The sequence below is a fragment of the Breznakibacter xylanolyticus genome, from assembly GCF_003254275.1.
In the GTDB taxonomy this organism is placed as follows: Bacteria; Bacteroidota; Bacteroidia; order Bacteroidales; family Marinilabiliaceae; genus Breznakibacter; species Breznakibacter xylanolyticus.
Map to the genome: position 1 here is coordinate 43,117 of NZ_QKZK01000020.1, position 16,760 is coordinate 59,876.

The 16,760-nt window shown below is 43.9% G+C and carries 13 protein-coding genes; 3 read left to right on the top strand and 10 right to left on the bottom strand.

All coding sequences use genetic code 11. The features are described 5' to 3' along the window. Nucleotides 1-11: 11 nt before the first annotated feature. Complete coding sequence (gene ppk1, locus LX69_RS11870) at nt 12-2,069, bottom strand: polyphosphate kinase 1 (RefSeq protein ID WP_111446273.1); 2,058 nt, start codon at nt 2,067-2,069, stop codon at nt 12-14. 474 nt (nt 2,070-2,543) lie between these two features. On the opposite strand from ppk1, the gene LX69_RS11875 reads away from it, so the two are divergent. Then, complete coding sequence (locus LX69_RS11875; RefSeq protein WP_111446274.1) at nt 2,544-3,203, top strand: ferredoxin--NADP reductase; 660 nt, start codon at nt 2,544-2,546, stop codon at nt 3,201-3,203. A 176-nt stretch (nt 3,204-3,379) separates the two neighbouring features. Here LX69_RS11875 and LX69_RS11880 read toward each other — a convergent pair whose 3' ends face one another. Continuing rightward, complete coding sequence (locus LX69_RS11880; protein WP_111446275.1) at nt 3,380-4,585, bottom strand: S-adenosylmethionine:tRNA ribosyltransferase-isomerase; 1,206 nt, start codon at nt 4,583-4,585, stop codon at nt 3,380-3,382. 120 nt (nt 4,586-4,705) lie between these two features. Between LX69_RS11880 and LX69_RS11885 the strand changes: the two genes are divergently transcribed. Further along, on the top strand, nt 4,706-5,713 hold the full coding sequence (locus tag LX69_RS11885) for a Smr/MutS family protein (protein WP_170124363.1): 1,008 nt from the start codon (nt 4,706-4,708) through the stop codon (nt 5,711-5,713). 67 nt (nt 5,714-5,780) lie between these two features. Here the strand turns inward: LX69_RS11885 and LX69_RS11890 are convergent, their stop codons facing one another. The 8 genes from LX69_RS11890 to LX69_RS11925 all read right to left on the bottom strand — a co-directional run bounded on the left by LX69_RS11890 (nt 5,781) and on the right by LX69_RS11925 (nt 14,814). After that, entirely contained in the window at nt 5,781-6,527 is a 747-nt protein-coding gene (locus LX69_RS11890; protein ID WP_111446277.1) for a tetratricopeptide repeat protein, read from the bottom strand. A gap of 400 nt (nt 6,528-6,927) precedes the next feature. Further along, complete coding sequence (locus LX69_RS11895) at nt 6,928-8,775, bottom strand: BatD family protein (protein ID WP_111446278.1); 1,848 nt, start codon at nt 8,773-8,775, stop codon at nt 6,928-6,930. A 39-nt stretch (nt 8,776-8,814) separates the two neighbouring features. Then, a complete protein-coding gene (locus tag LX69_RS11900; protein WP_245935010.1) occupies nt 8,815-9,456 on the bottom strand; it encodes a tetratricopeptide repeat protein in 642 nt (213 codons plus the stop codon). 17 nt (nt 9,457-9,473) lie between these two features. Beyond that, nucleotides 9,474-10,523 carry a VWA domain-containing protein gene (locus LX69_RS11905; protein ID WP_111446279.1) on the bottom strand — a complete coding sequence of 350 codons (1,050 nt, stop codon included), beginning with the start codon at nt 10,521-10,523 and terminating at the stop codon, nt 9,474-9,476. A gap of 36 nt (nt 10,524-10,559) precedes the next feature. Further along, nucleotides 10,560-11,552: a vWA domain-containing protein gene (locus LX69_RS11910; RefSeq protein ID WP_111446280.1), complete on the bottom strand. Its 993-nt coding sequence runs from the start codon at nt 11,550-11,552 to the stop codon at nt 10,560-10,562. Nucleotides 11,553-11,604: 52 nt separating this feature from the next. Next, entirely contained in the window at nt 11,605-12,603 is a 999-nt protein-coding gene (locus tag LX69_RS11915; RefSeq protein ID WP_146260724.1) for a hypothetical protein, read from the bottom strand. 8 nt (nt 12,604-12,611) lie between these two features. Then, on the bottom strand, nt 12,612-13,475 hold the full coding sequence (locus tag LX69_RS11920; protein ID WP_111446282.1) for a DUF58 domain-containing protein: 864 nt from the start codon (nt 13,473-13,475) through the stop codon (nt 12,612-12,614). Nucleotides 13,476-13,818: 343 nt separating this feature from the next. After that, a complete protein-coding gene (locus tag LX69_RS11925) occupies nt 13,819-14,814 on the bottom strand; it encodes an AAA family ATPase (RefSeq protein WP_111446283.1) in 996 nt (331 codons plus the stop codon). Nucleotides 14,815-15,051: 237 nt separating this feature from the next. On the opposite strand from LX69_RS11925, the gene LX69_RS11930 reads away from it, so the two are divergent. After that, complete coding sequence (locus LX69_RS11930) at nt 15,052-15,936, top strand: histidinol-phosphatase (protein WP_111446284.1); 885 nt, start codon at nt 15,052-15,054, stop codon at nt 15,934-15,936. Nucleotides 15,937-16,760 lie beyond the last annotated feature (824 nt).

Here is a 16,760-nt window from a genome sequence, read left to right on the forward strand (position 1 = left end):
GTCGTTGAGTTCTACGATTCGATGCTTTTAAGTTTCAGGTGTTTGTAAAACTGATCTTGTGAGCGGTATTCCAATTCGTTGACAGGCTGTTTCATGCGGTTGCTCATTTCGTTGTCCATGTAACGCGCCGAGCAATTATCGGCCCATTGGATGTCCCACATGGTGCGCAGTTCCTGTTTCAGACAAGGATCGTAAATGGGCGTGGCAACTTCGACCCTTCGGTCAAGGTTGCGTGCCATCAGATCGGCCGATGAGATATATATTTTTTCAGCTCCTCCGTTTCCAAAAATATAAAGACGAGAATGTTCCAGATAGCGATCAATGATGGCAATGGCCGGAATGGGTGGCAAATTGGGATCATGCATGGGCATGAGTGACATCATGCCTCGTACATTTAGTCGTACATCCACTCCGTTTTTGTGAGCCGTATATAGCTTCTGAATCATGTCGTTGTCAACCAGGTTGTTTAGTTTTAGGTAGATGTATGCGGGTTTACCGGCCCTGGCATTTCTAATTTCAACGTTGATGAGTTGTTCAATTTTTTTGCGGAGAACGAATGGAGATACCAGTAAGTGACGGTAGGGGGGGACTTTGTAGTTTTTATCGAAAAACTCAAATACCCAAGACGTTTCTTGTGTAATGGCCGGGTTGCGGGTGAGCAGGATGCAGTCGCTGAATACTCGTGCCGAGTCTTCGTTGAAGTTACCCGTGCCAATGCCAACGTAATTCACCAGTTTGCCTTTTTCGTTTCTTGAAATCAGGCACAATTTGCTGTGCACTTTAAGTCCGGGAACACCATAAATCACACGCACGCCTTCGTCTTTCAGTCGATTGGACCATTTGATATTGGCACTTTCGTCGAATCGTGCCTGCAACTCCAGGATGGCTGTGACTTTTTTGCCGTTACGGGCTGCATTTATTAAGGCGTTCATCACGTTGCTCTGTTTGGCCACGCGGTAAATGGTCATTCTAATTTCACGCACCAAGGGGTCAATGGATGCCTCGCGCAACACATCGATAAAATGGTGAAACGAATGATAGGGAAAGTTGATGAGAAGGTCTCGCTTTTTGAGTATTGAAAAGATTGACATCCCATATTCGATGTGAGGGTGCGGGATTTGTACCAATGGCGGATATACCAGCTTGGGGCTTTCCATATCCGGGAATGCCATAAAATCTTTAAAGTTATGGTATCTACCCCCTTTGATGATGGCATCTCCTTTGCTGAAACCTAATTTTTTGAGCAGTAAATCCAAAAACGGTTGGGGAATGTCCTCGTCATGAACAAATCGAACAGGATGTGCTTCCTTGCGTTTTTCCAAACCTTGCGCGATTTGCTTAACGTAGTTTTCGGAGATGTCGTCGTTTAAATCCAACTCTGCATCACGCGTGAGTTTAATCACGTATGCTCTGATTTCATCAAACTCGAACATGTAAAACAGGTCGTTGAGTTCGTAACGAATCACGTCATCCAGAAGAATGAGATATTTCTTATCCCCTTCGTTGGGTAGACGAATAAATCGTCCGACCTGATTGCTTGGGATTTCAACCAGGGCATATGTGTTGCGTTTTTTATTAGAGATGAGTTCTACTGCAAGGTAAATGGCTTCGTCTTTAAGATCGGGCAAGTCACGTTCCTTGGTGATGATCAGGGGCATGAGACGTGGCCGCACGTAGCGAAGAAAAAATTGGCGCACATATCGTCCCTGTTCCTCATTCAGCTCTTTTTCGCTGATGATGTAAATGTTTTGTGCATTTAAATCTTTGATGATGCCATTGTAAACTCGCGTAAACTCCTGTGATTGTTGCATCACAATATCTTGAATTCGCACCAGAATCTCTTCTGCTGATCCACCTTCCACCTGAGCATGTTTCCCAAGGGAGGCAATGCGTTTAAGAATGGCCACCCGAACTCTGAAAAATTCATCGAGGTTGTTAGAGTAGATACCCAAAAATTTTAGCCGTTCAATCACAGGAACGTCATGTTTATCAGCTTCTTGTAAAACGCGTCCGTTAAAAGCTAACCAGCTGAATTCTTTGGGGATGTATTTATGGGGCTTTGTGAGCATGGTTGATGTATGGCTTTGTGGTGCAGTGGAATGTTGAATTTGGTTTTGAGTATTGGTAACCTAAAGAATACTCACTTTGTTTATCACTCTCATGTTGTGAATTGGCATTTTAATCTGACTTAATTCACAGATAAACAGGATTTGATTCTGTGCATAATGGTGTCTGTTTACATCAGGGACTGAATTGGTATCTGTTAATGATATTCACAATGATTGACTCAGTGAATATCATTAAAAATACGAAATTTTCATGGTTTTTATATGAATCATTTTTTTTGGGTGAATAAATGTCATTTGGGATGTAAAACTACGACAAAGTCGGGCTTTGTGGTTGGAATGGATGTGATGGTTTTGTTAATTCTTTACCCCCTCTTTTAAATATGCTAATAAAAGACAAAAAAGTATGAATATGTCTTTGGGGAAAGAATAAATTGCGATATTTACATCCGAAAATATAATTAAAGCGGAGTCTATATGGAACGAAAACTATTTAAATTACATCAGATATTGGAAAAGAGAGAGTTGACAGAATCAACCTTTGTCCTGCGTTTTGAACGGTTGGGATTGGATTTTCGTGCCGGTCAGCACATTTCCGTGGGCCCTCCCAATGGCATCCACACGCGTGAGTATTCAGTGTATAGTTCGCCCGACGATGACGCCTTGGAGATTTTGGTTCGTGAAGTCGAAGGCGGATTGGTATCGCCTGTGCTTAAAAAATTACAAGTCGGTGATTCGTTGGTGGTACAGGATTCAATGGGGTATTTCACCCTCGATCCTGCTCAAATTGCCGAACGCAAGCATTTGTTCATCGCATCGGGAACTGGTATTTCTCCTTTTCACAGTTTTGTACAGACTTATAGTGACATCGATTACACCATTTTACATGGCGTTCGTCACGGCAAGGAGGCTTACGAACGACATCGTTATCAGCCCAAACGGTATGTGGCCTGTACCTCGCGCGATGCCGAAGGTGATTATTACGGCCGTGTAACCGATTACCTCAAAGAGCATCCGGTAACGCCCGATACGCATTGTTATATGTGTGGCAATTATGATATGATTCACGAGGTGTACGATATTCTTGAAAATCAAGGTGTCCCCGCAGCGAATCTGCATGCTGAGGTTTATTTTTAAGCATTCATGGGGTGTATATCTGATGCACAATGACTAAAACGAAAACTCAATGAACCTATAAATGTCAATTAATGGTCGGGGTTTTTATTTTATGCATTAAGTGTGGGCACACAAATATGTAGACCTTGTCGTCAGAAATATATTTTTTTTGACGATAAGGTCTAATTTGGGTGCATTTAATGTCCCGGTTTTAGCAGAAGTGAGCTGTCTCCATAGCTTAAGAACCGAAAATCGTGTGTCAGTGCATAATTGTATATGTCGCGCCATGCATCACCTACAAATGCCGAGAGCAACAACAATAGTGTGCTTTGTGGCTGATGAAAATTGGTCACCATGCCATCAATGCTTTTAAATTGGTAACCGGGCGCTATCATGATGCCTGTATGGGCGGTGAGATGGTTGGCTTGCCTGGCGTCGAGGTGGTCAACGATTTGTTGGATGGCTTCTGAATAACTTAAATGGGCTTTCAGTTGGTAGGCATCCCATTGGTTTACCACCAGAGAATGGTCTCCTTGACTGAGTTTTACGCCAATCCAATAAAGACTTTCGAGGGTTCGTACGCTTGTCGTTCCCACTGCAATGCGTGGACCCTGGTGCTGAGTCAGTCCGGCGAGGGTGCCCCGATCGACCGTGAAGAGTTCTACATGCATCTCGTGTCCGTCGATGGTTGGGCTTTTCACCGGCTTAAAAGTGCCTGCGCCCACATGCAGTGTGACAAACCTCGTGCTGATCCCTTTGTCGTGCATCTGCTGTATAATCATGGGGGTAAAGTGCAGCCCGGCTGTGGGTGCAGCCACACTTCCCTGATGCTCCGAATAGACGGTTTGATATCGCTGAGTATCGATGGATTCGCTTTGACGATTCAGATAGGGTGGGATGGGGGTGTTGCCGGCAGCGTCGAGCACTTCGCTGAATGTGACATCGCCGTTCCAGCTGAACTCAATGACGTGTGAGTCGGCCAGCGATTGCAGTTTATTCGCCGTTAGGGTGATTGGTTGACCGTTGATTACAAGTTCTTTATGTAGTGCTCCTGTTTTCCACTTTTTCAGGTTACCCACAATGCAATTCCATTGGGTTTTTTGTGTGGCTGCAAATACCGTTTGCATTTCGGTGTGTGCAGTGGGCTCAAGGCAAAATATTTCAACTCGGGCACCTGTTTGCTTTGTAAATTCCATTCGTGCCCGAATCACCTTGGTGTTGTTAAACACCATCTGCGTATGTGGCGGCAGATGATCGGTGATTGACTTAAAACAACTTTCATGGATGGTGTTGTTCCGATAAACCAGTAATTTCGAATTGTCCCGTTCGGCTAACGGATATTTGGCGATTTTATCGTCCGGTAAATGGTAATTGAATGAGTCGATGGACAAAGATGGAATCATGCGCACGGTTTTAGACCACAAAATTAACCAAGAATGTATAGCTGCATGTCATTGTGGTCACAAAAATGGGAACAATGATTGGTGTGAATGATTACTTTTGTGCAGATAATAAGCAATAAAATGAATATCGAAAAAGGAGATAAAGTTCGTTTTCTAAACGATGTGGGAGGCGGAGTGGTCACTCGCATTGTTGGAAAAACGGTATATGTGGAAGACAATGACGGGTTTGAAATACCCGCCCTGATCACGCAGGTGGTTTTGGTCGAGACCAAAGAGAAGCCTCGTCAAGAGCAGGTTCGAAAGGTTGATGATGCATCGTTGTTGACGACATCTCAGCGTGCCAACGATCGCGAAGCTGATCCGGTTGCATATCTGGCATTTTTACAAGGCGATAAACCCAATAGCCAAACCGGTGATTTTCGTGTGTTTTTTGTCAACGATTCGCCATTTCATGTCAGTTATACCGTGGCGTCATCGGTGGTCAATGCTTCCGGTATGGCTTTGATGTATCAGGGGGTGGCTGAGCCCTTCTCTAAACCGTTGCTCGATAAAGTACCCGGTCGTTTGATTGATGACAAAGCATTGGTTGTGCAACTTCTCCTATTCAAAAAAGGCGGCCATTATGCCATACACGAACCCGTGAGCAACACCTTTAAGATGAAACTGCACAAGCTGGTGCGCGAAGGAGGTGCCCTGAAAAACGACTATTTTGAAGAAAAAGCTTTTTTATTCCCGGTTCTCAAAAGCAAATTGCATGTCAAGGCTGAAGAGTTGATTGAGAATGGGATTGCGAAGGATATACCCACACAAGCAAAGCCTACTAAATCAACCCGTAAATTACAGCCCGGCGAAACTCTCGAGGTGGATTTACACATTCACGAATTGGTGGCTGATTCTCGTGGCATGAGTAACAGTGAAATGATGAAAATTCAAATTGATACTTTTACACATACCATCGAAGAACATCTGCAAACAAAAGGGGTGCGTTTAATTTTTATTCATGGCGTGGGCAATGGCGTTCTCAAGCAGGAGATCATCCGCTTGCTTAAGTCAAAATACAAACATCTTTATTATCAGGATGCATCCTTTAAAGAATATGGCTACGGCGCCACAATGGTGGTTATTTAATGTCGCTTCGCTTCATGCAAAATGAAAAAGGTTGCCATTTACGGCAACCTTTTTTTGTTTTATGGCTTCAGATGATGACCACTGCTGATTCCTGCAGCCAGCCTTCTGATCCGTCTTTCAATTGAATTTTATTCCAGGAACCTAATTTTTCCAATATTTTGACTTTAACCCCTTCGTGAATTACAAAAATATCGGTTCCGCTTATGTCTGGCGAACTTTTTACAGTGACAGACGGTGTGAACACGATGCCATATTTCCGCTCGGTGAGTTGTTGCTTTTGTGTAGATGCAAATGTTACTGATAATATTACCACCAGCAGCATGATCATCGAGGTGTAGAAAGCCCCTTTTTTCACTCCGGGATTGGTCATATACACATAAACTGCCGCAAATATCACACAGATTAAGAATGCCCAAATGGCTGTCCAAGCCCAAAAGTCACTTGTTCCCTTGTTGATGATGCCCTTTATCCAAGCTGTAAGAAAAAATTCGCCCAATGGAACAATCCGATCGGCCGTTTGACTATTGGCCAATTCCAGATTGTAAAGGATGTCCTTATCGTCTGGATCCAGTAATAAGGCACGCTCATAATTAAGAATGGCTTGCGGTAGCTGTCCCTGCTTATAATAGGCATTGCCCAGATTAAAATAAAGCGCTTCACTTTCTACCCCGGTTTTCAGGATATCTTCATAGGCTGTTGCGGCTTGCTCAAACTCATTTTTGGAATATTGTTCATTGGCCGCGCTGAACCGTTGGTCATTTGCCCAGGCTGATAGATGAATTGTGAGAATGAATATGGTGAGTAATTTGTTCATGTCTTATAAGTTTTAGCTTGACTCTACGATATAACTCTTTTGTGTTATCTGATTTTTTATTTGAACAAGGGGAGTAAAGTTTTATCAGGATTATATAATACATCAAAATTAAACTCTGTGTCCTTGTGTCTACTATATTACTCTTTTACCGAGTGGCACTGAAGCTTCTTCTCCTCACTGGTTCTCATCTTATCTCACTGCAACTCAGCGTCAGTTCTTAGTTCGTTAAGTAGAGGACAATGATTAAATGCTGAGTTATCTGCTTTCATATTTAAACGCAATCTATGAATCAAACCAACTCAGCGCCTTCGCGCCTCAGCGTTTATTTTGACTCTGTGTTCATTAAAAAACTCTATTTGATGAATTATTCACAAATAAATCGTGAAACTTAGGGGCTCTGTTACTTTGCTACTTTGCGACTATTGTAGTTTCCCTTCATTTGATTCTCCAGCAACGTGATGGTTTCAATGGTTTCGTGATATAGTTTATCCATTTCAGCACTGCCCGATGCAGGGGCATAACGCGCAAATTCACATGTGTCGAGAATATTCATGAAACGTTGAATGGTTCCTTCCGGCACCTGCATTTGTGACATCAGGTTGCTGGCATTATCCCGCGAGAGTTGTGCGACGGGAAGCTTCAGTTTGTCGCCCATGTAGCCCCATAAGGCACGCAACAGCTCATCGTAAAATCCTTCCTTATGTCCGGTTTTCAATAGATGTGATGCTTGCTTGAGGCGTTTGGTGGCCAGTTTGCTCGCTTTGCGATGGCGGGTTTGTATCACGTTGGCACTGTCGTGCAATTGCTTTTGAATCACTAAGATGAAAATGATGAAGCCGATTACGGGCACTATCATCAACACCCAAAACATGAGCGAGCCATAAAGGAACGAACCTCGAGGCTTCATTTTGCCCTTGTCGGTTTTGATGTATCGGATGTCTTTGCCGATAAATTTCAAATCTTCACGCGATGCAGCAAATTGTTGAATGACTGCGGCACTTTCGTCGCCCGAACCTTTTTCAACGTTGATGGTGATGTTGCCCGAGCTTAATTGCTTGTATTGTTTTGTGTGGATGTCGAAATACGATAGCGTGACAGGAGGGATGGTGAAATCACCCGCATGACGAGGAATCACCAGATATTCAAATGTTTTGCTTCCACTCATGCCGGCAACGGTGTTGTTGATGTCGTTGGTCACTTTGGGGTCAAATTGATCAAAGTCAGAGGGGATATTCATTTTTGGCGTGTTCATCAGTTTGTGGTTCCCGCTTCCCGAAACAACCAACTTGATCGTGACGCCATCATTGGTTTTTACCTGGTTTTTTGATGTCGAAACATCCATTTTAATGCTTCCCACCACGCCCGAAAAATCGGAGGGGGCAGGAGTTGGCAGATTTTTTACCTGTATATTAAGCGGTTTGGATGCCACTAACTTTTTAACATTGCGATAGTTGCTCTCGAAAAATTCATCGAAAATACTTTGCGAGCGACGAGCCACCCGCTGCTTTATCAAAAATTCAATCTCGACCGGCGAAATGGTGAGCGATCCTGTTTTTTGTGGGAATAAGAGTTTTTGCTCGTACACTCCTACGTTATAAGTTTTGCCATTGATGTTTTCAATTGTCCACTCAATGTTTTCCTTTCGGGGAAGCTCTTGTGAAATGAAATCGCGCAACTCAGGGTTTTTGACACTCGAGATTCCTTGCAAAGCAACATCGCGGACATAAATTTTGGTGGTGAGAACAATGGGTTCATCCTTGAAAACCTCCTTGCGATTGGCTGTCACCACTAGCATCAATTCATCTCCTGAAATTTGGGCTGCTCCAACTTCATCTGCTTGTGTCGACTGACGAGCTGCTGCTTTATCATCTCCCTTCACCACTTCCAATTCAATGGCATTTGATTCTATTTTTTTGCCTCCTGAAGTAATGGTGGCAGATGGAATGGTGTACTTGCCCGGCTGGTCAATTTTTAAAATATAGGTGAAGGCGTACGTGCTGTTTCTTTGAACGTTACCATTGACAATGGTCATATTTGTCGATTGAGTGGTGCTGGGGCCCATCAAAATCTGTATGTCATTGTCCATGACCGGCAGGCGAAGATCGCTGGCTTCAGTGTCGATGGAGTATCGCAACTGAAATTTTTCGCCGGCAATGACAGCACGAGGGGCATCGGCCTTTAATTTTTGCGCCTGGCTGCTTGTGAATGTCAGGATGATTAGAGTCAATATTGAGAGAATCTTCTTCATATTACCTTGTCTGAAGTTTGGGTGTCAAATGTAATGGATTTACCAGTTCTTTTCAATTTGCTTCTTTTCGGCGGCGTTGATTTTCCGTTTGTTTTGCAAATCGTCTTCGTCTTGTTGAATGGCATTGAGTAAGCGCTCAGCATCCTCTTTGTTCATCTGGTTTTGTTGTTGCTGCTGCTGTTGTTGCTGTTCTTGTTTATCTTGTTGCTGCTCTTGTTCTTGTGGTTGCTGTTGTTGTTGTTGCTGATTTTCTTGCTCTTTTTTCTTCTTTTGGGCTGCAATCAAATTGTAGCGGGTTTCATTGTCCAATGGGTTGTTTTTCAATGATTTTTTATAGGCATCAATGCTTTCGTCTATTTTGTCGGCTGCGAAATATATGTTGCCCATGTTGTGATATATCTGAGCCAGTTTTGCCGGATCCTTTTCCGTTTGAGCCAGTGTTTGAAATTGTTTCATGGCCTCGTCAAGCTTTTGCTGCTTGTAGAGTGACGCACCTATGTTGTACTGGGCCTCAAACGATTCGGGATTCTTATCCAGTGCTTTACGGTACTCTATTTCTGACTCAAGAAATTTTTGTTCCGTGTATTCGGAGGTGCCTTTGCGGATGTGCTTGCGTTCTTGTTGGGCAAACGCTTGTGTGCTCACAATCAAGATGCCGGCAATGAGCAGATATCGTTTCATCATCATCATTTTTTGAGTTATTTCGATAAGGTCAGCCGCTTGGGAATGAACAGGCGGATATTTTCAAAAAACTTGTTTTTGCGTTCTAATATGCAGAAGTCGGCAATCATCAGTAACAATGCAATCAGGACAATGTAGGGAAACTGATCGTCATAATCGGTGTAGATTTTGCTTTCGATTTCCGATTTCTCCAAACGGCTTAATTCTTCCACCAACTGATTCATCCCGTTACGAATATTGTTTGCCGGAATGTAATTCCCGCCACCGGCCAGAGCAATGTCCTGCATCATCTGATCATTCATTTTGGTAATCACCACGTTACCGTCTTTATCTTTTAAGAAGTCTGTTTGGGAACCCGGACTCAGCGGAATTGGCCCTCCCTGTGGCAAGCCCATGCCAACAGTGTATATTCGAATGCCGTTTTCATAGGCGAGTTTTGCTGCCTCAATGGCATTGTCTTCGTGGTTTTCGCCATCTGAAATAATGATAATGGCGCGGTTAATATTTTCGGTGGCCGTAAATGCTCTTGCGGAGCTTTGAATGGCTGCACCAATGGCTGTGCCTTGTACATCAAGAATATCAGTGGTGATGCCTCTCAAAAACATTTTTGCCGATGGATAATCAGTAGTGATTGGCAACTGGGTGTATGCCTGACCGGCAAAAACCACAATGCCGATTTTATCATTACTAAGTTTATCAACCAACTGAGCAATGGCTTGTTTGGCTCGTTCCAGTCGGCTGGGTTCAATGTCGTTGGCATTCATGCTGTTCGACACATCCAGTGCCACCATCAACTCGATGCCTTTACGTTTTACGGTCTCCAGTTTTGATCCAAATTGAGGTTGTGCCATGGCTACAATCAACATTGCTAAGCCCAATAGCAACAAATAGTGTTTTATGATAGGACGTGAATACGATACATGAGGCATGAGCTTGTCAAGCAGCACCGGGTCTCCAAAGCGAGTGATGTCTTTTTTGCGTTTGTTGCTCAAGTACAACTGTAAAAATGCCAATGCCGGAATCAATATCAGCAAATAGAGATATTGAGGTTCTGCAAATCGGAACATATAGCGGTTGTTTTAATTCGGTTAATAATCAATAAATCAGGGCAAATTACGCAGAAGCGTGTTGCGCAGAACTATTTCAGCCAACAAACAGGCAATGGCCATAAGAGCAAATATCTGGTATTCTTCCTGTCGCTTGGTGTATTCCTGCACTTCAACTTTTGTTTTTTCCAACTCGTCAATTTTTGCATAAATCTGTTGGAGTTTTTCCTTATCCGTGGCTCTAAAATATTCGCCGCCGGTGAGTTGCGCCATTTCTTTGAGCAGCGGTTCATCAATTTTTACGTCCACTTCCTGATATTGCAATCCAAACGCGGTTTGAACGGGGTAGGGGGCTTTGCCGATGGTGCCAACACCAATGGTATAAACTCGTATGCCAAAGGTTTTGGCCAACTCTGCAGCCGTCATGGGAGCAATGTCGCCTCGGTTGTTTTCTCCATCGGTCAGCAGTATGATGACCTTACTTTTGGCTTCGCTGCTTTTCAATCGGGCAACTGCAGTGGCCAATCCCATCCCAATGGCTGTTCCGTCTTCGAGCATCCCGGTGCGAATGTCCATAAACAAATTGGTGAGTACCGTGTGGTCGGTGGTGATGGGACATTGGGTGAAACTCTCGGCGGCAAAAATCACCAACCCGATTTTGTCATCACGTCGACCATTTATAAACTGAACTGCCACATCCTTGGCCGCTTCAAGGCGGTTGGGTTTAAAGTCCTGCGCCAACATACTGCCCGAAATATCCAACGTCATCACAATGTCAATACCCTCGGTGATTCGGTTTTGGAGTTGATTCGACGATTGTGGCCTTGCCAGAATGGTGATGATGAGTGCAAACAAAATCATTCGCAGAACAAAGGGCAAATGTCTGACCAGTTCCATCCATTGTCCGCTGTTTGCGGCAAATCCTTTTAAACTTGAGATTTGCAACGAGGCCTGTATGGTTTTGTGTTTCCAGATGTACCACCCAATCATGGGCAACAGCCCTAGCATCAGGAAGAACATCTCGGGATGTAGAAATTTTATCTGGGACATACTTTTTTGATTGATGGTTGATGTGCTTCTGTGGAATGCACATTCTGTTGATTTAGATTTTTTGCGATGTTTCTTTCTGTTCCTCTATCGTTTTCACGATTTCAAGCTTGGTTTGATTCACAAAGAAAACGGCATGTATCATACTCAAATCGTTTTCATCACCCAAAGGAATGTGCTTGGCAAACTTTACCAAATCCGATGTTTGAAGTAACATTTGCAGATTGGTTAATGATGTGTTGTCAACGCTTTCGATGGGACGGAGCGATTGGATAATTTCATCGGTAGTTTGTTCCAACGCCGGCAGAGTGAAACGGGTTTCAATGTAGTGCCGTAAGACATCTGTAATGTCGCTGTAATAGCGCTTCTCTTGACCCTTTTGCCATAATTTTTCCTCCTTGATGCGTTCAAGTTCTCTTAGTGCAATCACATGGGGGGGATCAATCGGTTTCTCTTTGCCCAGGATGGGGGTCAGTAACTTGCGGTTGTATTTCCATACCAAAAAGAGGGCTACCAATAGCATCAAACCTAAAAATCCGGCTGCATAGGGCCAGTATTGAATCAATTCGGTCCACGAAAATGGGGTATTGATGGGTTGCTTGATGTCAAAAATGCCTTTTTCCGGATCAACTTCTTCAAATGGATTATACACCTTCAAGGCCATTTCGCGTGTTTGTACAAATTGGCTGCTGTCCCCTTGTGCCATAAATCGGATGGCCGGTATCAGGTGCATCCCGCTGTCGAAAGAGGTGATGCGGTAAACCTGTCGCAATTGAATGCGGCTGTTCTCAATGGAAAGGGTATCTATTTTTCCCCTGTTTACCACTTCGATGGATTGCGCCAACGTATCTGCATAAATAGGGAATGTCACCGCCATGCCTTGGGGATGACTCACCTCAAGGGTCAGGTTTATTTGCCCGCCAATAAAAATCTGCATCGAATCAATACTGGCGCTGGCCGTGATGTTTTGAGCCCGGGCAGTGCTCTGCGGCCATAAGCCCAATAATGACATGGACAGGAGTACTAAAGCTGTTCGTTTTTTATATGGTATCATGGTCTTTCCTAGCGTTTGTGAAACAATGACATCAATGCTTTCACGTAGTCCTCGTCAGTGGCCACAGAAACATGGTCTACACCGCTCTTGCGAAAGATGGTTTGCGTGCGCGTGTGGTTTTCTATCCACCAACGTCGGTAATGTTCTCTCACCTGACTGCTTGATGTATTCACCCAACGAATCTGTTGGGTCTCGGCGTCTTTGAGTTTCATCCATCCCACGGGGGGAATTTCTGTTTCACGCTTATCATACACCTTCAAGGCCACGATGTCGTGCTTTTGGTTGGCAATTTTGAGCGCATCTTCAAAACGATCGTCCATAAAGTCGGATATCACAAAGCATGTACACCGTTTTTTTATGGCATTTTTCATAAAACGCAGTGCTTCCGAAATATCTGTCTCACTATTTTCGGGGGTGAAGGTGATTAACTCCCGAATGAGGTGAAGGATGTGTTTACGCCCCTTCTGGGGGGGAATGAATTTCTCAATTTTGTTACTGAAAAACACCATCCCGATTTTATCGTTATTTTGGATGGCCGAAAAAGCCAATGTAGCTGCTATTTCGGTGGCAACATTGCGCTTATAGCGCATTTGCGTACCAAACTCATGTGATCCCGATACGTCGATGAGCAGCATCACAGTCAGTTCCCGTTCTTCTTCAAACACCTTTACAAATGGGTGATTGAGTCGGGCAGTCACGTTCCAGTCGATGTTCCGAACATCATCGCCGAATTGATACTCACGTACTTCACTAAAAGTCATCCCGCGCCCTTTAAAGGCCGAGTGATATTCGCCGGCAAATATGTGATTGGAAAGACCGCGCGTCTTGATCTCAATCTGCCGGACTTTTTTAATCAGTTCTGTTGCTTCCAAGTCATTCGTTTTTTTGATGGATGACAAAAATGTTATCCTAAAAACAGTGTTGTTGGGTTGGTGTTTGTCTGAAATACCGATGAGTCTTTAAACAACCGCCGCTAATGCATTTTCTAACGTGAAATTGTCGCTATATCACACCAAACAACACCGTTTCGTCCCTTATGAAAGGCCGGACAAAAGAATGAATCCTTAGTCCCTTGGGATTATCACAATCTTCATTGAGAAAAGGCTGGGTAATGACATTGTCATTCTTAGCCTTTCCTCTTTTATCATGACGTAACCATTGATACCATTATTCTATTCTACTCCGGCGCATTTTGATATGCTCAAAGGCAAATGATCATGGTACCTCTACTGTGTTTAGTATTTCGCTAATGATTTCCTCTGAGGTCACGTTGTTGGCTTCTGCTTCGTACGACAAGCCAATGCGGTGACGCATGACATCGTGGCACACGGCACGCACATCCTCGGGCACTACGTAGCCGCGGCGCTTAATAAATGCATATGCCTTGGAGGCCATGGCAAGGCTGATGGAAGCACGCGGCGAAGCGCCGTATGAAATCATGTCCTTGAATTGCGACAACTTGTAATCGGCCGGAAAACGAGTGGCATAAACGATGTCGACAATGTATTTTTCAATTTTTTCATCCATGTAAACATCTTTCACCACCTGGCGGGCTTTAATGATGTCCTGGGGTTTTAAAATCGCTGATGCCTTGGGGAAACTCTTGGCAAGGTTGTGACGGATAATGAGTTGTTCCTCCTCTTTCTTAGGATAATCAATCACCACCTTGAGCATGAAACGGTCTACCTGTGCTTCCGGTAATGGGTAGGTTCCTTCTTGTTCAATGGGGTTTTGGGTGGCCATGACCAAGAATGGTTCCTCCAGAGGATAAGTGTGATCGCCAATGGTGACTTGACGTTCCTGCATGGCCTCGAGCAAGGCACTCTGAACCTTTGCCGGGGCACGGTTTATCTCATCGGCCAGCACAAAATTGGTAAATAAGGGCCCTTTGCGAACCACAAACTCTTCGTTCTTTTGGCTATAAATCAGGGTCCCCAATAAGTCTGCCGGCAGCAGGTCGGGGGTAAACTGGATGCGGGCAAATTTTGCGTCAATAACACTGGCAAGGGTGTTTATGGCCAATGTTTTGGCCAGACCTGGAACCCCTTCAAGCAGGATGTGGCCATTGCTGAGCATCCCAATTAAAAGACATTCAACCAAATGCTTTTGACCAACAATCACTTTCCCCATCTCAATGTTGATGAGATCTACAAACGAACTTTGTTCTTTAATGCGCTCATTCAATTCGCGGATGTCTACCGATTGCTCCATACTTATTTTTGTTTTATTGATGTTTAGGTCTTTGTGTGTACTTTTTTATTAAAGGTCTCCAAAATTATAACATTGTCACTTGTTCACATCTGTTGTCTTGTTAATGTTTGTTAAACATTTTTTTGTGTTTTTCTTCAACCTAAAGTACATCACAAACGTTTAAATTTGCAGATTCATATTTCAATTCAACACTTTTAGCGTTTTTTATGAGTGTCGAAATTATAAAATTCATCTTCAATGGCACAACACTTTTTTTCTTATCATACCCACTCTGACTTTTGCGATGGCAAAGCCTCCATGTCGGATGTTTGTGAACAGGCCATTGACTTGGGCATGAAGGCATTGGCTTTCACCAGTCATGCCCCTGTTCCCTTTGAAAATACTTACAGCCTTCGTTTTGAAGCGTTAATGGATTATCGGAATGCCTTTGATGCCGTAAAGTCACGCTATGGAAACCGTCTTGATCTATTTCTGGGGCTGGAAGCTGATTTCATTCCCGGTGAAACCGTCTCGTTTTATGAATGGCGCAAGCTGCTCAAGCTCGATTTTATCATTGGCTCGGTGCATCTGGTAAAGGATCCTCTCAGTGGTCAAAAATGGTTTATCGATGGTGCTCCCGAGAATTACGAAAAAGGACTCAAGATTGTGTATGATGGTGACATTCAGCGCGGCGTGAGGGATTATTTTCAGCAAGTGAGGCAGATGATTCGTAGCGAAAGACCCGATATTATTGGACATATTGACAAGGTGAAGATGAACAACCGCGATCGTTTTTTTCATCCCTCCGAAGCGTGGTTTGTCAAGGATTTCTTTCAAACACTCGATGTGGTTAAAGAGATTGGCGGTGTGGTGGAAATCAACTCTCGCGGCATTTATCGGGGAAAATATCACGAGTGCTTCCCCCATGTCGATGGCATCAGGCGCTGTATGGAGTTAGGAATTCCCCTGACCCTGGCTTCTGATACCCATCAGCCCATTGAATTGGAGCATGGTTTCGATTTAGCGCTTGAAACTGCGGTACTGGCCGGTGTTAAAAATGTCGTGATGTTTCAACCCAACGGCTGGCAGCCGGTGCCTGTGGTGCAGTTTTGCTCACATCATTCCACTAAAGAAGTGCGGTGAGTATCAAGTATTGAAACTTATGTTCGAACAAGTGCAAAAGTGCAAGCGTACATCAGTTCCATTTTTTAGTTTTTGAAATAGGCACTTTGTAAATAATCTTAAAGCCACAACGGGGCGAAATCCGTCAGCACTGGGCATCGCCCTGTGTGCAAAGCAATCAGGAACCACCCAAAGCCCCAACGGGATGAAAGCCATAACTGCCTAAACTGTTAATTACTGCCGGTTCGGTTATGTGCTGCGTCCAACAACGTTTTCGCTCCGCTAGCGCGGATTTGCAATCCGTGCTATTGCAAGTGTCAAGTTTGTAGTGTTTTAATGCAGCAAAAGAAATCTCCCCCGTTGGAGCTTTGCGGCCAAACCTTTTTGTAGGCGACTTGCCTGTCATTGTCTATGTGACTATTTAAAATTAGTTTTTAATGCGAGTTAAGAGTTGAATGGCTTAACGTGTTTCTCCGCTAGCGCGGATTTGCAATCCGTGCAATTGCAAGTGTCAAGTTTGTAGTGTTTTAATGCAGCAAAAGAAATCTCCCCTGTTGGGGCTATGCGGCCTAATCTTTTTGTCAGCGACTTGCCTGTTGTTGTCCATGTGTCTATTTCAATAAATCAACATAAAACTCTGTGCCCCTGAGTCTCAGTGTTCATTGAAAACTCTATTAAAACGTTGTTCTCATCTGTTGTGATGCTCCTCCGCTAGCGCGGATTTGCAATCCGTGCCATTGCAATTGTCAAGTTTGTAATGTTTTAATGCAGCAAAAAAAAAGTCTCCCCCGTTGGGGCTATGCGGCCTAACCTTTTTGTCAGCGACTTGCCTGTTATTGTCCATG